The 15980-nt window shown below is 64.1% G+C and carries 14 protein-coding genes; 6 read left to right on the top strand and 8 right to left on the bottom strand.

What is annotated here, in order from left to right:
* Positions 1–79: 79 nt before the first annotated feature.
* The 5 genes from MYXE_RS23140 to MYXE_RS23120 all read right to left on the bottom strand — a co-directional run bounded on the left by MYXE_RS23140 (position 80) and on the right by MYXE_RS23120 (position 4962).
* Positions 80–739, bottom strand: a complete 660-nt coding sequence (locus MYXE_RS23140; RefSeq protein ID WP_003921386.1) for an O-methyltransferase — start codon at positions 737–739, stop codon at positions 80–82.
* A gap of 65 nt (positions 740–804) precedes the next feature.
* On the bottom strand, positions 805–1560 hold the full coding sequence (locus tag MYXE_RS23135; RefSeq protein ID WP_003921387.1) for a L,D-transpeptidase: 756 nt from the start codon (positions 1558–1560) through the stop codon (positions 805–807).
* Between the two features lie 357 nt (positions 1561–1917).
* Positions 1918–2193: a DUF3303 domain-containing protein gene (locus MYXE_RS23130; protein WP_003921389.1), complete on the bottom strand. Its 276-nt coding sequence runs from the start codon at positions 2191–2193 to the stop codon at positions 1918–1920.
* A gap of 52 nt (positions 2194–2245) precedes the next feature.
* Positions 2246–3397 (bottom strand): NDMA-dependent alcohol dehydrogenase, encoded by a 1152-nt coding sequence (locus MYXE_RS23125; protein WP_039890472.1) that lies wholly within the window; start codon positions 3395–3397, stop codon positions 2246–2248.
* A gap of 14 nt (positions 3398–3411) precedes the next feature.
* The gene (locus tag MYXE_RS23120) at positions 3412–4962 is read right to left on the bottom strand and encodes an aldehyde dehydrogenase family protein (protein ID WP_003921391.1); all 1551 of its coding nucleotides are present in this window, start codon (positions 4960–4962) and stop codon (positions 3412–3414) included.
* A 715-nt stretch (positions 4963–5677) separates the two neighbouring features.
* Between MYXE_RS23120 and MYXE_RS23115 the strand changes: the two genes are divergently transcribed.
* Positions 5678–6319: a cysteine hydrolase family protein gene (locus tag MYXE_RS23115; protein ID WP_112650194.1), complete on the top strand. Its 642-nt coding sequence runs from the start codon at positions 5678–5680 to the stop codon at positions 6317–6319.
* 15 nt (positions 6320–6334) lie between these two features.
* On the opposite strand, the gene MYXE_RS23110 is transcribed toward MYXE_RS23115, so the two are convergent.
* A complete protein-coding gene (locus MYXE_RS23110; RefSeq protein ID WP_003921393.1) occupies positions 6335–8470 on the bottom strand; it encodes an elongation factor G-like protein EF-G2 in 2136 nt (711 codons plus the stop codon).
* Between the two features lie 265 nt (positions 8471–8735).
* Here MYXE_RS23110 and MYXE_RS23105 point away from each other — a divergent pair, with 265 nt between their 5' ends.
* Positions 8736–9515: an SPFH domain-containing protein gene (locus tag MYXE_RS23105; protein ID WP_003921394.1), complete on the top strand. Its 780-nt coding sequence runs from the start codon at positions 8736–8738 to the stop codon at positions 9513–9515.
* A 33-nt stretch (positions 9516–9548) separates the two neighbouring features.
* On the opposite strand, the gene MYXE_RS23100 is transcribed toward MYXE_RS23105, so the two are convergent.
* Positions 9549–9974: a TIGR03668 family PPOX class F420-dependent oxidoreductase gene (locus tag MYXE_RS23100; protein ID WP_003921395.1), complete on the bottom strand. Its 426-nt coding sequence runs from the start codon at positions 9972–9974 to the stop codon at positions 9549–9551.
* Positions 9975–9996: 22 nt separating this feature from the next.
* On the opposite strand from MYXE_RS23100, the gene MYXE_RS23095 reads away from it, so the two are divergent.
* From MYXE_RS23095 to MYXE_RS23080, 4 genes are all read left to right on the top strand, one after another.
* Positions 9997–10449 (top strand): nuclear transport factor 2 family protein, encoded by a 453-nt coding sequence (locus tag MYXE_RS23095; RefSeq protein WP_003921396.1) that lies wholly within the window; start codon positions 9997–9999, stop codon positions 10447–10449.
* A gap of 185 nt (positions 10450–10634) precedes the next feature.
* The gene (locus MYXE_RS23090) at positions 10635–11699 is read left to right on the top strand and encodes a S1C family serine protease (RefSeq protein WP_039890393.1); all 1065 of its coding nucleotides are present in this window, start codon (positions 10635–10637) and stop codon (positions 11697–11699) included.
* 93 nt (positions 11700–11792) lie between these two features.
* The gene (treS, locus tag MYXE_RS23085; RefSeq protein WP_112650238.1) at positions 11793–13562 is read left to right on the top strand and encodes a maltose alpha-D-glucosyltransferase; all 1770 of its coding nucleotides are present in this window, start codon (positions 11793–11795) and stop codon (positions 13560–13562) included.
* The gene (locus tag MYXE_RS23080) at positions 13559–14899 is read left to right on the top strand and encodes a maltokinase N-terminal cap-like domain-containing protein (RefSeq protein ID WP_085194535.1); all 1341 of its coding nucleotides are present in this window, start codon (positions 13559–13561) and stop codon (positions 14897–14899) included. Before treS ends, MYXE_RS23080 begins: the two co-directional genes overlap by 4 nt.
* Positions 14900–14965: 66 nt before the next feature.
* Here the strand turns inward: MYXE_RS23080 and ag85C are convergent, their stop codons facing one another.
* Entirely contained in the window at positions 14966–15958 is a 993-nt protein-coding gene (gene ag85C / locus MYXE_RS23075; protein WP_003921402.1) for a diacylglycerol acyltransferase/mycolyltransferase Ag85C, read from the bottom strand.
* Positions 15959–15980: the final 22 nt, after the last annotated feature.

Here is a 15980-nt window from a genome sequence, read left to right as displayed (position 1 = left end):
ACAACCCGAGCAGGGGTCGTGCCGCGATGGCCGGCAGCGTGGCGCTGCCGGTGGCACCGCTGATCTGGCAACTCAAACGTCAGACACGGCAGCTGATTTCCATGCTGTCGGCTTCGCGGGCGCGGAAGTTGACGCTGACATAGCCATTTTCGGTGTTCCGCACATAGTCGAGGTACGGCTGCGTGTCGGCCATTTCGGTATTGTCGGCGACGATCAGGGCACCTGGTGACAGCTGTGGTTCGAGCAGCTTGACGACCGGCAGATACATGTCTTTCCAGCCGTCGAGCAGCACGAAGTCGACGGGCCCGGCCACGGTCCTCAGGGTCGACAGCGCGTCCCCTTCGAGCACAGTGATCAAATCGTCCAACCCGATGTCGGCGAATGTCTTCCTGGCAGCGCCGATTTTGGCGGTGCTGAGTTCGGTGGTGATGACCCGCCCGGCGCCGTTGTCATGCACCGCCGACGCCAAGTGGATGGCAGAGATGCCGAAAGACATGCCGAATTCGACAATCGTCGTCGGTTGAGCCGCTCTGACCAGCATGTACAACAAGCGGCCCGCGTCGGGCGTTACCGGAATGTAGAACGCGCCGAACGCGTCAGCGCGCTCCTGCGCGCTCGCCGAAGATAGTCGCTGCAACTCATCACGCCAATCCCGCAACTGAGCCACCTGCTCTTGGCTCTCGGCATACATGCGCTCAAGCGCGGTCGCAACTTTGGGGTCTTGCAGTGTGTTGGCCATGACGTCGAGGGTAGGCGGTGAGTCTGCCGAGTGTCGTGGGCAATCTGGCAAGTCCCGGCTGGGTGTCAGGCCTGCACGATGATCGGGTCGCCGATGTGCACGGTGTCGAAATACCAAGCCGCGTTGTCCGGGCTGAGGTTGATGCAACCGTGGCTGACGTTGGCATACCCCTGTGAGTCGACCGACCATGGCGCCGAGTGCACGTAGACGCCGCTCCAGGTCACCCGGACCGCGTACTGTCCTTGGATCAAGTAGCCCTCAGGCGAACTGAGCGGGATGCCGATGGTGCGCGAATCGAATGTGACCGTCCGCTCTTTCGACAGCGCGGTGAAAGAGCCGATCGGTGTCGGACGACTCGGCTTACCCATCGACGCCGGCATCGTGCGGACCACCTCGTCGTTGATGCTCACGGTGAACGTATGCGCGGAGATGCTGGCAACCGCGCGCACGACGTCACCGGTTTCGAAGCCAGTCGTCAAGCCGTGCACCTGAACCTTGACGGTGGTGTGCGGGGCCCAGTACTGCTCCGGCGTCCATTGCACGACGTTGTCGTCGACCCAGGCGAACCGCCCGACTGCGTCACTCGGAGAAATGATCTTGATGGTCCGCTCGACGGCGGCGCGGTTGGTGACCGGCGCCGTGAATGTGACGATGATCGGATGCGCGACACCCACCACCGCGCCGTTGGCGGGCTGGATCGATGCGATGCCGGGAGCGGTTTGAGGCGGGGCACTGGCGGCCAAGCTGGGGCTCACCGACACCGCCGTCGCCGCGATCATGATCCCTGCCACGACGAATGCCTGCCGAAGCGCTCTTCGCATGGTGTCTACCCCCTCGAGTTGGTGCGCGAGCCCGCACCACATGCTGTTTCCTTAATATCTACCCTATTCGCCGACCAGCAAACTCGATTTAGCACCGCAATGACGGAGTGTCGTCGACAAGGCGCGCGGCACTCCAATTGCCCAGCAAATCGCGGAAAATCCCGGAACGGTGCGCCACGGTTCCGAGCGCCTGGCGAGCGCGCGATGCGGTGATTCGGTGGTTCAGCGGATCAAGCGCCGCTGAAATCGCCGAAGAGAATCGACGATTCGTGACTTCGGACAAGGCCCAAGCCAAACGAATAGCGGGGGACGCCCCGCGCGTCCCCCGCCTTTCCAAGCGTCCCTGCGGACGCTGATCTACCCGTACAACTTGCCGATGATGGCGCCGGCGTCGTCGTCTTCGAGCACCGGTGTGGCCTCGATCTGCATGTACTCTTGCCATTCCGAGATGAGCTCGAAGACCGGCTTAGGGTCGGAGGCTTCGAGCACAGCACATCCCTTGCCGTTGAGGCCGAACCAGCGACCGAGTTGGGTTGCCCCGTCCGGTGGTTTGGCGCCGGTCTTGAGGAAACGTTGGGCCGCGGGCCGAACCAATGATGGTTCCAAGAAGTTCCACTGCACAAGGTATTTCATCGTGTTACCCTTTCCTTGTTTGTGATCGTCGCGGAGCCGATTGGCGTCTCCACTAGACGTTCGGAAATTCGATGATGCCGCGGATGTTTCGGCCCTCGCGCAGATCGGCGATCGCGACGTTGATCTCGTCGAGCCGATAGCGCCGCGTCACCAGCTCGTCGAGTTTCAACGCACCGGCCGCGTACAGCGACAGCAGCATCGGCATGGCGGTGCGCGGATTCATGCCGCCATACGGAACGCCCTTCAGCTGTTTTCCCCAGAACACCATGTCCTGAAGCTGCAGTGGAACCATCGTTTCGCTGGTCGGTGTGATGCCGGTCAGCACGCAGGTGCCGCCCTTGCGGGTCAGCATCATCGCCAACGGGATCAGATCGACGTGGACCACGCCCGCGGTCAGCACGACACGGTCGGCCATCACACCGCGGGTGAGTTCGCGCACCAGGCCGATCGCCTCCTCGGCTGACGGGCTGGTATGCGTCGCACCGAAGATCTTGGCCGAATCACGCTTGAACTCAAGGGGATCGACCCCGACGACGTACTTGGCACCTGCCGCGCGTGCCCCCTGTACCGCGTTCATCCCGACACCTCCGGTGCCGAGGACGACGACGGTGTCACCCGGCTCCGTGCCCGCAGACACCGTCGCCGATCCCCACCCGGTGGTGACGCCGCACGCCACCAGGGACGCCGCGTGGAACGGAATCGAGTCATCGATCTTGACGGCGGAATTTTCCGCCACCACGGCATACTCGGAGAAGGTCCCGAGTTGGGCGAAAGCCATCAGATCGTCATCACCCAGATGGCGACGAGGGGTCCCGTCGGTGGGCATCTCCTTCGTAAGCAGGCTGGCACCCGTATCGCAGAGGTAGCTTTGCCCGTTCACGCACCAGCGGCACTTGCCGCAGGCGGGAATGAACGACATGGCCACGCGGTCACCGGGTTTCAGGGCTGTCACGCCCGGACCGACTTCTTCGATAACGCCCGCGCCCTCGTGACCGCCAAGCAGCGGGAACCAGTCCGGCGCGGGTAAGCCGTTGGCGGCCAGAGTCGCAACCATTTCCGGGGTGGGCACCATGTCGCCGGTGGCGAAATGGTCGTCCGAATGACAGATGCCGGCAACTGCTATCCGCACCAAAACCTCGCCGTGACGAGGCGGGTCGAGATCGATGTCGCAGATCTCCCAGTCGTGACCGACTCCGCGCAGCACTGCGGCCTGGCACTTCATCGCTCGCGCCTCCCGCGTGGCGTGATCCCGAATCGGCGAACACCCCGACCCGCGGCCGCGCGCATCACCCCCGTAGCCAGCTTGACCCGGCGACGCGACACCGGATACCACAGCAGCTCCTTGGACTGCGTCGGAATCCGCGGTGCGGTGATCGCCTGCTCGCGGCAGTACTTGCGGATGCCGCTGGCGCCGCCGAGCCGGCTGCCGACACCCGAGTGCTTCCACCCGCCCATCGGCAGCGCCAGGGCAAAGGCGTTGGCAGCCGCGTCGTTGATGTTCACTGCACCAACGTCGAGTTGACGCGCAATCCGCTGCGCCCGTTCGCGATCCCTGGTCCACACCGTGGCCGACAGCCCGTAGTGGGAGTCGTTGGCCAGCCGGATCGCCTCGGCTTCGTCGGCGACCTTCACCACCGGCAGCGTCGGGCCGAAGGTCTCTTCGGTCATGCACGACATGGAGTGGTCGACGTCGGTGAGCACGGTCGGCTCGAAGAACGTGCCGGTGCCGGTTGGCTTTCCGCCGGTGAGCACCGTGGCACCCTTGGCGACCGCTTCGTCGACATGGCGCTGCACGATGTCGCGTTGCGTGGCGGTGGCCAACGCACCGATGTCGAACTTGTATCCGCGGTCGTCTTGACCTTGCCTCAACTGCTGGACGTTCTTGGTGAGCTTGTCGACGAACTCGTCGTAAACGGGTTCCTCGACATAGACCCGCTCCACCGACACGCATATCTGCCCGGAATTCAGAAGCCCGCCCCAGGTGATGCCGTTGGCAGCCCGGTCCAGGTCGGCGTCGGCGAGCACGATCGCCGGATCCTTGCCGCCGAGCTCCAGGCTGTACGGGATCAGCCGCTGCGCACACTGGACGGCGACCTTGCGTCCTGTCGCCGTAGACCCAGTGAATTGGACGAAGTCCGCGTTGTTGATCACAGCGGCACCGGTCTCGCCGTAGCCGGTCGCCAACGCGAGCACGGGCGGGGCGCCGATCTCGGCCCACCCGCGCACGAACTCCATCGCGCTCAGCGGGGTGACTTCTGACGGCTTCAACAACACGGCTGCGCCGGCCGCCAGCGCCGGAATCACATCCATGCTCGGCACGACGAACGGACCGTTCCACGGCGTGATCACACCGACCACCGGGTACGGCCGGTATACCGTGGTCAGCCTTTTGACCGCGGACAACGGGCTGTGCGGCTTGGGGTGATCGTCGGCGAGGAATTTCTCGGCGTTGTTCGCCCAGTAGTTGATCATGTCGGCCGACGCCGGCACCTCCATGCTGGCGTCAGCTCGGGTCTTGCCCGTCTCCGACTGCAGCACATCGGCGATGTGCTCGGCGTTGTCGAGCATCCAGTCCTGAAACTTCAGCAGCCAAAGCTTTCGACCCCTTGGGCCGGCGGCGTCCCAGTCGGGTTGAAACAGCCGCAACTCGCGGGCCATCGCCGCCACGGATTCGGCCGAATGAACCGCCACTTGGCCGACCACCGACCCATCGGCGGGGTTTCGCACCACGATGGTTGTCGTGTCGATCTTCGATCTTGTTTCAGTCATGGACGAAAATCCCATTCTCCGTTGTGCAGGTAATGACCCGCGGTTTGTGGCACTAGGTCACTGGTGGTGGCGCCAGTTCGGTCAGGTTGATGCCTGCCTAACGATCGTGCTGGCAGGCAGAAGGGCCCGATAGAGTAGTTGGGTACTCGAATTCGCTATTACTATGTCGGTGCCCAGCTGCTGCGGCGATGCCAGCGAACGGGCGCCAGGCATCGGTGAAGGCAAATAACTTGGGGGACAAGAATTTTGGTTCCACGGAGGTCGACTGTTTTCACAGTCGGTGCATCGCGCGCCATGCAGGCGTGTTCGAGGAATCTGTAACTCTTCGGGTGGTGCCGGCGTTCTCGGCGAGCGCCCGGCACCGATATGACCGACCGGCGCGTCATGACAACAAAGGTTGCCTTCACCCAGCGGCGCAGAATGGCCGGCCGGGCCAGCCTCACTGCCGTGCTACTCGGGCCACTCTGTTCCCCACTGACCAGGATCGGCACCAGGACCGGCGCTTCGATGATGGGCTCGGTGTTCGGTGCGACAACACCCACGGTGTCTGGCATAGCCGTCATTTTTGGGCTCCTTGGTGGTGCGGATCGGCTGTCGATCGGCTCTTGCCCTCTGCCGCAGCCGCGTTAGCTACGTTTCACGCTTGCGCGCGCGGGCCTGGATGGGGTGCGTAGTGTGCTACTCGAATCTGGCTGGTCTGTTAAAACAAGACGCTATGAACGATCCCTACACGCGGCCCCATTCCGGCTCGGCGGCGCTCGTTCTTATCGACGTGCAATGTGACTTCTACTCCGACGACGCACCACTACCCATCGACGGCACCCGCGACGCCATCCCGAGGATGGCGAAGCTGGCAACCGCGTTCCGGCGCAAACGCTTACCGATCGTTCACGTCGTTCGGCTGTATCTGCCCGATGGTTCCAACGCGGACCTGGTGCGACGGCGCTCACTTGAGCAAGGCGCACAGATTGCCGCACCGGGCAGCACAGGCTCGCAAATAGCACCGGAGCTGTTGCCGAGTCCCGTTGAGCTGGACCATCAATTGTTGCTAGAAGGCGGTTTTCAACAGGTCGGGACGCGCGAGCATGTGATGTACAAGCCACGGTGGGGCGCGTTCTACCTGACTAAGCTCGAACAACACTTGCGCGAGGTTGGCAGCGACACGCTTGTCTTTGCCGGGTGCAACTTTCCCAATTGCCCGCGCACATCGATATACGAGGCGTCCGAACGCGACTTCCGGATTGTCCTTGTCTTCGAAGCTATTTCAGGTATGTACGATGGCGGGATCGAGGAATGCCGTCGCATCGGGGTGGACGTGCGCAACCTGGATTCGGCCCTGGCATGGCTGAACCAGTAGCGGGGCGCGTAGCGGTCAGTCAGGTTTTTTCATTCGGGCGGCGATCGACTCCGGCATGGGTTCGTAACGCACGAACGACCGGGTAAACGACGCCGCGCCATGCGACAGCGACCGCAAGTCGATGGCGTAGCGGGTCAACTCGATTTGCGGGACCTCCGCCTTCACCACCGTGCGCTCATCGCCGGCCGTGTCGGTGCCGAGCACCCGGCCGCGCCGCCCCGAAAGGTCGCTCATCACCGCGCCGACAAGGTCGTCGGGCACCAGCACTGAAACTTCGTCGATCGGTTCGAGCAAGATCACTTTGGTCGCCGCGGCGGCATCCTTCAGTGCTAGTGCACCGGCCATCTGGAAGGCGAAGTCCGACGAGTCGACACTGTGGGCCTTGCCGTCGAACAAGGTGACCCGGATGTCGACCACCGGATAGCCGGCATGCACGCCTTTGTCCATCTGGGCTCGCACGCCCTTCTCCACGCTGGGGATGAACTGCCGGGGCACTGCGCCGCCGACGACCTTGTCGTGGAATTCGAAACCCGAGCCCTCCGGCAACGGCTCGACCTCGATGTCGCAGACGGCGTACTGCCCGTGTCCACCGGACTGCTTGACGTGGCGCCCATGGCCTTTGGCCTTGCCGGCGAAGGTTTCTCGCAGTGGTACGCGCAACTCCACGGTGTCCACGGTCACGCCGTAGCGGTTGGCCAAGGCGTCGAGGACGACGCTGGCATGGGCTTCACCCATGCACCACAGCACGATCTGGTGGGTTTCTTGGTTCTGTTCGATGCGCAAGGTTGGATCTTCGGCAGCCAATCGGCCCAATCCGACCGACAGCTTGTCCTCGTCGGTCTTGGCGTGCGCCTGGACCGCGATCGGCAACAGCGGCTCGGGCAACGTCCACGGTTTGAGCACCAGCGGCTCCGACTTGTCGGAGAGGGTGTCGCCGGTTTCGGCCCTGCTGAGCCGACCGATCGCACAGATGTCGCCCGCCAGCACGACGGGAGCGGGACGCTGCTGTTTACCCAGCGGGAAGGACAGCGTCCCGATGCGTTCGTCCTCGTCGTGGTCGGCGTGGCCATTGCTTGCGCCAAAAAATGAGCTGAAATGCCCTGACACATGAACGGTCGCGTCGGGCTTGATGGTCCCCGAGAACACCCGCACCAGGCTGAGCCGGCCGACATAGGGGTCGGACGTCGTCTTGATCACCTCGGCAAGCAACGGTGCATTGGGGTCACAGGTGAGGCTATTGCGGGGTGCGCCCTGCGGTGTGAACACCTCCGGCAGCGAATGTTCCAACGGAGACGGGAACGCCCGGGTGATGATCTCCAGCAACTCCATGGTGCCGACGCCGGTGGTGCTGCACACCGGAATCACCGGGAAAAACGAACCGCGGGCCACCGCTTTTTCGAGATCGTCGATGAGCACCGACTCGTCGATTTTCTCGCCGCCGAGGTATCGGTCCATCAGTGACTCGTCCTCGGATTCCTCGATGATTCCTTCGATCAGGACGCCGCGTTGCTCCTCGATCTGATCGGCGTACGACGAGTCGGGCGGGCGGGTGGTGCGTTTGCCGCCGCTGTAGTCGTACTGCGTTTGTGAGAGCAGCCCGATCAGCCCGTCCCCAGCAGGAAGATACAGCGGTAAAACCTTGTCGCCGAACGCATTCTGGGCGGCGGCCAATGCATTCTGATAGCTGGCCCGGGCATGGTCGAGCTTGGTGATCACCACTGCCCGCGGCATCCCGACCTGCTTGCACTCCTGCCAGAGCAACTTGGTGGGCTCGTCGACACCCTCGTTGGCTGCGATCACAAACAGCGCGCAGTCAGCGGCCCGCAGCCCGGCGCGTAATTCGCCGACGAAGTCGGCGTAGCCAGGCGTGTCGATCAGATTGACCTTGACGCCGTCGTGCGCCAGTGACGCTAAGGCAAGTCCGACTGACCGCTGCTGGCGGATCTCGGCGTCGTCGTAGTCGCAGACTGTGGTGCCCTCGACCACCGATCCGGGTCGAGACAACACGCCCGCAGCGACCAGAAGCGCCTCTACCAGGGTGGTCTTGCCGCCGCCCGACGGGCCCACCAGCACCACGTTGCGAACGGCGGCCGGACTGTCTACAGCGGGGGCGGCTCCGGCGCCCTGGGCGGTAGTCGCCTTGTCTGCCATGACGCTCCTCTCCTCATCCTCCGGGTCGCTTCATCCGCCCACACCTCAAGGTGGCGATACCACCCGTTGCGGGGGTGTGGCCCAGATCACGGACCTACTAGCCACCTTCCCCTTAACGCTCACCCAGCACAAGACCGCGACAAGATCGACCGGGTGTCGAAACGACCCTGAGCAGCGGAGTGTTGAGAAGCAGAAATGCCGGTGGGACAATCGGACCCATGAACGCGGGCCCGCCGGTCCCACTGGCTGGGCAAAGAACGGACGCATGGTGATCGCGTTAGACGTCCTCGCCGTCGCGGGTGTGCTGGGCGCGCTGTGGCTGGCCACCAGTGTGCGCGTCATCAAGCAATTCGAACGAGGCGTCGTCTTCCGGTTCGGGCGGGTGCAGCCTCGGGTGCGCCAGCCCGGGCTGACCTGGCTGCTGCCCCTGGCGGATCGCCTGCAGAAAGTCAACATGCAGATCATCACGATGCCGGTGCCCGCCCAGGACGGCATTACCCGCGACAACGTCACCGTCCGCGTGGACGCGGTCATCTACTTCAAGGTGTCTGATCCGGTGCGGGCAGCCGTCGATGTCCAGGACTACATGTCAGCGATCGGGCAGGTCGCCCAGACGTCGCTGCGCTCGATCATCGGCAAGAGCAACCTCGATGACCTGCTGTGCAACCGCGAGGGTCTCAACCAAGGCTTGGAGCTGATGATCGACAGCCCGGCGCTGGGCTGGGGGATCCATATCGACCGCGTCGAGATCAAAGATGTGGTGCTGCCGGATTCGATGAAGAGGTCGATGTCGCGGCAGGCCGAGGCCGAACGCGAGCGCCGAGCCCGGGTGATCACCGCCGACGGCGAGTTGCAGGCCTCCCGGAAACTGGCCCAAGCCGCGCAGGTGATGGCCGAGCACCCGGCCGCGCTGGAGTTGCGGCTGCTCGAAACGGTGGTCGAAGTGGCCGCCGAGAAGAACTCCACGTTGGTCCTGCCGTTCCCGGTGGAGTTGCTCCGGTTCCTCGAACGGCTGACGCCGGAGCGGGCGCTGCCCACCGACTAGCCGCGAGGTCACCCAGCCCGCGACGGTCCTGGGCTAAAGCCGAGGCTTCCGCCCGGCCTGCCAGCTAGACCAGTGCTGCACCGCGACAGTGATCACTGGGCCGTCCAACGAAACAAATTGGTATTGAGGGTATTTGGCGCGCAGCAAGCGGTATCCGGTGTGCACGACGTCGCCCTCGCGGTAAATTGCGGCGGTCCCGTCGGCACGGACCCACCACAGCTGCGACCAGTCGTCGCGGTACTCGTCGACGAGCAGGCTCACTTGTGGATTGCACTCGATATTGGCCAGCCGCTGCAGGCGCTGCGTGGTCTTCGGTTTGGCGTCAACAGCGGTGTAGACCACGTCATCGCGAAGCGCGAACACCACCGGCACCACATGCGGCATGCCGCCCGGCGTCACTGTCGCCAGCCGTGCTACCGGTGCCTGCGCGAACCGGGTCTTGGGGTCGAATTCGACCACCGCGCCAGCTTAGGTTGACGGCATGTCGGCCGAGACCCAGATCATCAACCTGCTGTACCGCTACGCCGAATGCATGGACGCCGGAGACCTTGACGGGGCCGCGTCCCTTTTCGAGCACGCCCGGTTGCGGGTCGGCAGCGGCGACGGGGGCACTGTTGACGCGGCCACCATGCTCAGGTTCTGGAGGGCCGCGGTTGTCCTCTATCCCGACGGGACACCACGCACCAAACACGTGGTCACCAACCCGATCATCGAGATCGACGAGGACGCCGGCACCGCGAGTTGTCGCAGCTACTACACGGTGCTGCAGCAGATCGACGACTTTCCACTGCAGCCGATTGTCGTCGGCCGCTACCACGACGGGTTCGAACGCGTCGACGGCGCGTGGAGGTTCTGTTTTCGCGACTACACCCTCGTCGACCTGGTCGGCGACCTGAGCCGCCACCTGAGCGCGCCGATCGTGCCTGGGTCGTGAAAGCGCAACGTCGTTTGCCGAGTACACGGCGTGGCTACTCCCGATGCGGTGCTCGCGCGGCACGCCACCGCAGGATGCGGACCTCACCAGGAGGAGGCACACTACGGTGAAGAGGCTGAGAAGATACTGTCAGGCACAATGGTTGCGACAATCTTTCAGTCTTAAGCCTATCGGGAGGTGACGGGATGAGCGGATCGCACCGCCGCATATCACGGTGTTTGCCGTGCTTACTGAGTCTGACGGCTGCGGTCGGCCTAGCTTTTGCCACGGCGCCGGCCAACGCGTCGCCGACCGTTGACCGGTTCAGTGAAGCGCCCGCACCGCTCGACCCGTTGTCGGCTGTCGCTCAGGTGGGTCCGGAGATCGTCGACATCGACACCAAGATGGGCTACCAGAGCGCGGTGGGCGCCGGGACCGGCATCGTCATCGATCCCGGCGGCGTGGTGCTGACCAACAACCACGTCATCGCCGGAGCGACCGATATCCGCGCCAGGGACATCGGCAACGGTCAGACCTACCCCGTCGAGGTGATCGGCTACGACCGCAGCCATGATGTGGCCGTGCTGCAGCTCGCCGGCGCAAGCGGGCTGCCCACCGCCAATATCGGTGACTCGTCCACCGTCGCGGTGGGCGACCCGATCGTTGCGCTGGGTAATGCCGGTGGTGTCGGCGGGGCGCCCAGCGCGGTGCCGGGTCGCGTCATCGCGCTGAACCAAACCGTCTCGGCCGCAGACGCCCTGACCGGCAGCTCGGAGACGCTGCACGGTCTGATCCAGGTCGACGCGGCAATACGTCCCGGTGACTCGGGCGGCCCGACGGTCAATAGCACGAACCAGGTGATCGGTATGAACACCGCCGCCTCCGACAACTACAAGCTTGGGCGCGGTGAAGGGTTCGCGATACCGATCAACCAGGCCATGGCGATCGCCGGACAAATCCGGTCCGGTGCGGCATCGCCCACCGTGCACATCGGTCCCACCGGCTTCCTCGGCATCGGTGTCAGCGACGCCCGCAATAGCGCCGGCGCTTTGGTGCAGCGGGTGATTCCTGATGCTCCTGCAGCGGCCGCCGGAGTGAGCCCGGGCGATCGGATCGTGTCGATCGATAACCAGCCGGTCAACTCGGCCACCGCACTGACGAACATCCTCGATCAGCGGCACCCCGGCGACACCGTCGTGCTGGGTCTGCTAAGCGGTCCGGGCGCTGTCCGTAGCGTGAATGTGACCTTGGCGCCCGGTCCTCCCGGCTGATTGTCGGCGCGGGATATTCGACGGCAACGCTCAATCCTTTTGCGCCGCAGAAGGTTATGGGGCTGTATTTCGGATACCGGTAGACTAGTGAACTTGACCCGCGACCTCGAAAACACCGTCGACCACGATCCTGCCGAGGGCAGCCACGTCCAAGCGGGGGTTGTCGAGCATCCCAGCGCAGACGACTTCGCCGACGCTGTTGCGCTGCCCGCCGATCGAACCTGGTATAAGCACGCCGTCTTCTATGAAGTGTTGGTGCGGGCGTTCTATGACGCCAACGCGGACGGTTGTGGTGATCTGCGCGGGCTCATCGAGCGCCTCGACTACCTGCAGTGGCTGGGCATCGACTGCATCTGGCTGCCCCCGTTCTACGATTCGCCGCTGCGCGACGGCGGCTACGACATCCGCGACTTCTACAAGGTGCTGCCCGAATTCGGCACGGTCGACGACTTCGTCGCGTTGCTCGATGCCGCTCACCGCCGCGGCATCCGGGTCATCACCGATCTGGTGATGAACCACACCTCCGATTCGCACCCCTGGTTCCAGGAATCCCGCCGCGACCCCGACGGCCCGTACGGCGACTACTACGTGTGGAGCGACACCAGCGACAAGTACGCCGAGGCCCGGGTGATCTTCGTCGACACCGAGGAGTCGAACTGGACCTTCGACCCGGTGCGACGCCAGTTCTACTGGCACCGCTTCTTCTCCCACCAACCGGACTTGAACTACGACAATCCAGCGGTGCAGGAGGCGATGCTCGACGTCATTCGCTTCTGGCTGGACCTCGGGATCGACGGATTCCGGTTGGACGCGGTGCCTTACCTGTTCGAGCGGGAAGGCACCAACTGCGAAAATCTGCCCGAGACGCATGCGTTTCTGAAGCGCGTCCGCAGAGTCGTCGACGACGAATTCCCCGGCCGGGTGCTGCTGGCCGAGGCCAACCAGTGGCCGAGCGATGTGGTCGAGTATTTCGGTGATCCCGACACCGGCGGCGATGAATGCCACATGGCGTTTCACTTCCCGCTCATGCCACGAATCTTCATGGCGGTCCGCCGCGAATCACGCTTTCCGATCTCGGAGATCCTGGCCCAGACACCACCCATTCCGAAGCTGGCGCAATGGGGCATCTTTCTGCGCAACCACGACGAGTTGACGCTGGAGATGGTCACCGACGAAGAGCGTGACTACATGTACTCCGAGTACGCCAAAGACCCGCGCATGAAAGCCAACGTCGGCATCCGCCGCCGACTGGCGTCGTTGCTGGAGAAGGATCGTAACCAGATCGAGTTGTTCACTGCGTTGCTGCTCTCGCTGCCGGGCTCGCCCGTCATTTATTACGGTGACGAGATCGGCATGGGTGACGTCATCTGGCTCGGTGATCGCGACGGCGTGCGCACCCCGATGCAGTGGACACCCGACCGCAACGCCGGGTTTTCCACCGCCAACCCGGGCCGGTTGTATTTGCCGCCCATCCAGGACCCGGTTTACGGCTATCAGGCCGTCAATGTCGAAGCGCAACGCGACACCTCGTCGTCGCTGCTGAACTGGACCCGCACCATGCTGGCGGTCCGACGCCGGCACGAGGCGTTCGCCATCGGTTCATTTCGCGAACTCGGTGGCTCGAACCCGTCCGTGCTGGCCTATGTCCGAGAAGCCGACGGTGACGTGGTGCTGTGCGTCAACAACCTGTCCCGTTTCCCGCAACCCATCGAGTTGAACCTTCAGCACTGGAACGGCTACACGCCGATCGAGTTAAGCGGACGGGTGGAGTTCCCACGTATCGGTCAGCTGCCGTACTTGCTGACATTGCCAGGACACGGGTTCTACTGGTTCCAGCTGAGCCCATCAGAGGAGACCCAATGAATTCGCCAGCCAACCTGCCATGGTCAGACTGGCTTCCGCAGCAACGTTGGTATGCCGGGCGTAATCGAGAGTTGGCATCCGCAAGCGCGCACACCTCCGTCGCCCTGCGCGAGAACCTTGACCTGGTGTTGGTCGACGTCGCATACACCGACGGGTCCTCGGAACGCTATCAAGTGCTGGTCAGCTGGGATACCGCACCGCTGTCGGAGTACACCACCGTGGCCACCATCGGCGCAGCGGGCGATCGCACCGGCTATGACGCCCTGTACGACCCGGGCGCAACCCAATTTTTGCTGTCGCTGATCGACTCGTCGGCCGTGCGGGACTTTGCCACCGGTCAGCTGACTTTCACCCGGGAACCGGATGTGTCGCTGCCGGTGCAGGCCTTTCCGCGCGTGTCGGAGGCCGAGCAAAGCAACACCAGCGTGATCTTCGAGGAAGACGCCATCCTGAAGGTGTTCCGCAGGGTGATCGGTGGGGTCAACCCCGACATCGAGCTGAACCGGGTGCTTGGCCGCGCCGGAAACCCCCACGTCGCTCGGCTGTTGGGTGCCTACGAGCTCGCACCGGCCGACGGCGCCCCGTTCCCACTGGGCATGGTGACCGAGTACGCGGCCAACGCGGCCGAAGGCTGGGCCATGGCCACCGCCAGCGTGCGCGACCTGTTCGCCGAGGGCGATCTCTACGCGCACGAAGTCGGCGGCGACTTCGCCGCCGAGTCCTACCGCCTCGGTGAAGCCGTGGCATCTGTGCATGCCACGCTCGCCGCGGAGCTCGGCACATCGGAGGCCACATTTCCGGTCGACACCATGTTGGCCCGGCTGTCCTCGACGATGGCGGCCGTGCCGGAACTTCAGGAGTACGCCGAGACGATCGAACAACGCTTCCAAAAGCTCGCCCAAGAGACGATTACGGTGCAGCGGGTGCACGGCGACCTGCATCTGGGGCAGGTTTTGCGCACGCCGGACACGTGGCTGCTGATCGACTTCGAGGGCGAGCCGGGACAGCCGCTGGAGGAGCGGCGGGCACCGGACTCGCCGTTGCGCGACGTGGCTGGCGTCCTGCGGTCCTACGAATACGCCGCCTATGGGCCTTTGGTGGATCTGGCGCCCGATAAACAGCTCGCGGCTCGCGCTCGCGAATGGGTCGAGCGCAACCACACCGCCTTTTGTGACGGTTACACGGCAGCGGCCGGTGTTGACCCGCGCGATTCGGCGCTGGTGCTCACGGCCTATGAGCTGGACAAGGCGGTGTACGAGGCGGGCTACGAGTCGCGGCACCGCCCGGGATGGCTGCCGATTCCGTTGCGCGCGATCGCCCGGCTCACTGCTTCCTGACCTGACGGTGCCGATACGAACATCGGCAGCAGCGCGGCGCTGCGCCGCTGCCGACGTTCGTGTGTCTCAGGCGGCGTTGGGTGCGGCCGCGAGCACCCGCTGGATGTCGGGCTTCATGGCCACCAGCTGGTCGTTCCAGTACGGCCAGGAATGCGTCCCGTTGGCGGGGAAATTGAACACGCCGTTTCTGCCGCCCGCGGCGATGTAGTTGTCCCTGAAGGCTTCGTTCGTGCGCAGTGTGAAGCTTTCCAGGAACTTGGCCGGCATGTTGTCGCCACCAAGGTCGGTCGGAGTGCCGTTACCGCAGTAAACCCAGATCCGGGTGTTGTTTTGGACCAGCCGCGGGATCTGCAGCATCGGGTCGTTGCGCTTCCACGCCGGGTCGCTGGTCGGACCCCACATGTTGGTGGCGTTGAATCCGCCGGCGTCGTTCATCGCCAGGCCGATCAATGTCGGCCACCAGCCCTCCGACGGGTTGAGAAAGCCCGACAGCGACGCGGCGTAGGGGAACTGCTGCGGATGGTAGTCGGCGAGGATCAACGCCGAACCACCCGACATCGACAGGCCCACCACCGCATTGCCAGTCGGGGAAACACCTTTCTTGGCCTGCAGCCAGGTGGGCAATTCCTGCGTCAGGAACGTCTCCCACTTGTAGGTTTGGCAGCCGGCTGCGCCACAGGCTGGCTGATACCAGTCGGTGTAGAAGCTGGACTGCCCACCGACCGGCATGATCACCGACAACCCCGACTTGTAATACTCCTCGAACGCCGGAGTGTTGATGTCCCAACCGTTGAAGTCGTCTTGCGCGCGCAGCCCGTCGAGCAGATACACCGCGTGCGGTCCACCGCCCTGGAATTGCACCTTGATGTCATGGCCCATCGACGGTGAGGGCACCTGCAGATACTCGACCGGCAGACCCGGTTTGGAAAATGCCGCCGCGGTCGCCGAGCCGCCGAAAACGCCGACCACACCGGGCAATAGGGCAGCCCCTATGGCCGCGATCGTCAGCCTGCGCGACAGACTCACCGCTGCACCGCGCAACTGTTCAACGAACTTCATAGCTCCTACCCATCCCAACTTT

The organism is Mycobacterium xenopi (assembly GCF_009936235.1).
In the GTDB taxonomy this organism is placed as follows: domain Bacteria; phylum Actinomycetota; class Actinomycetes; order Mycobacteriales; family Mycobacteriaceae; genus Mycobacterium; species Mycobacterium xenopi.
This window is presented reverse-complemented; position numbering and strand designations above follow the sequence as displayed.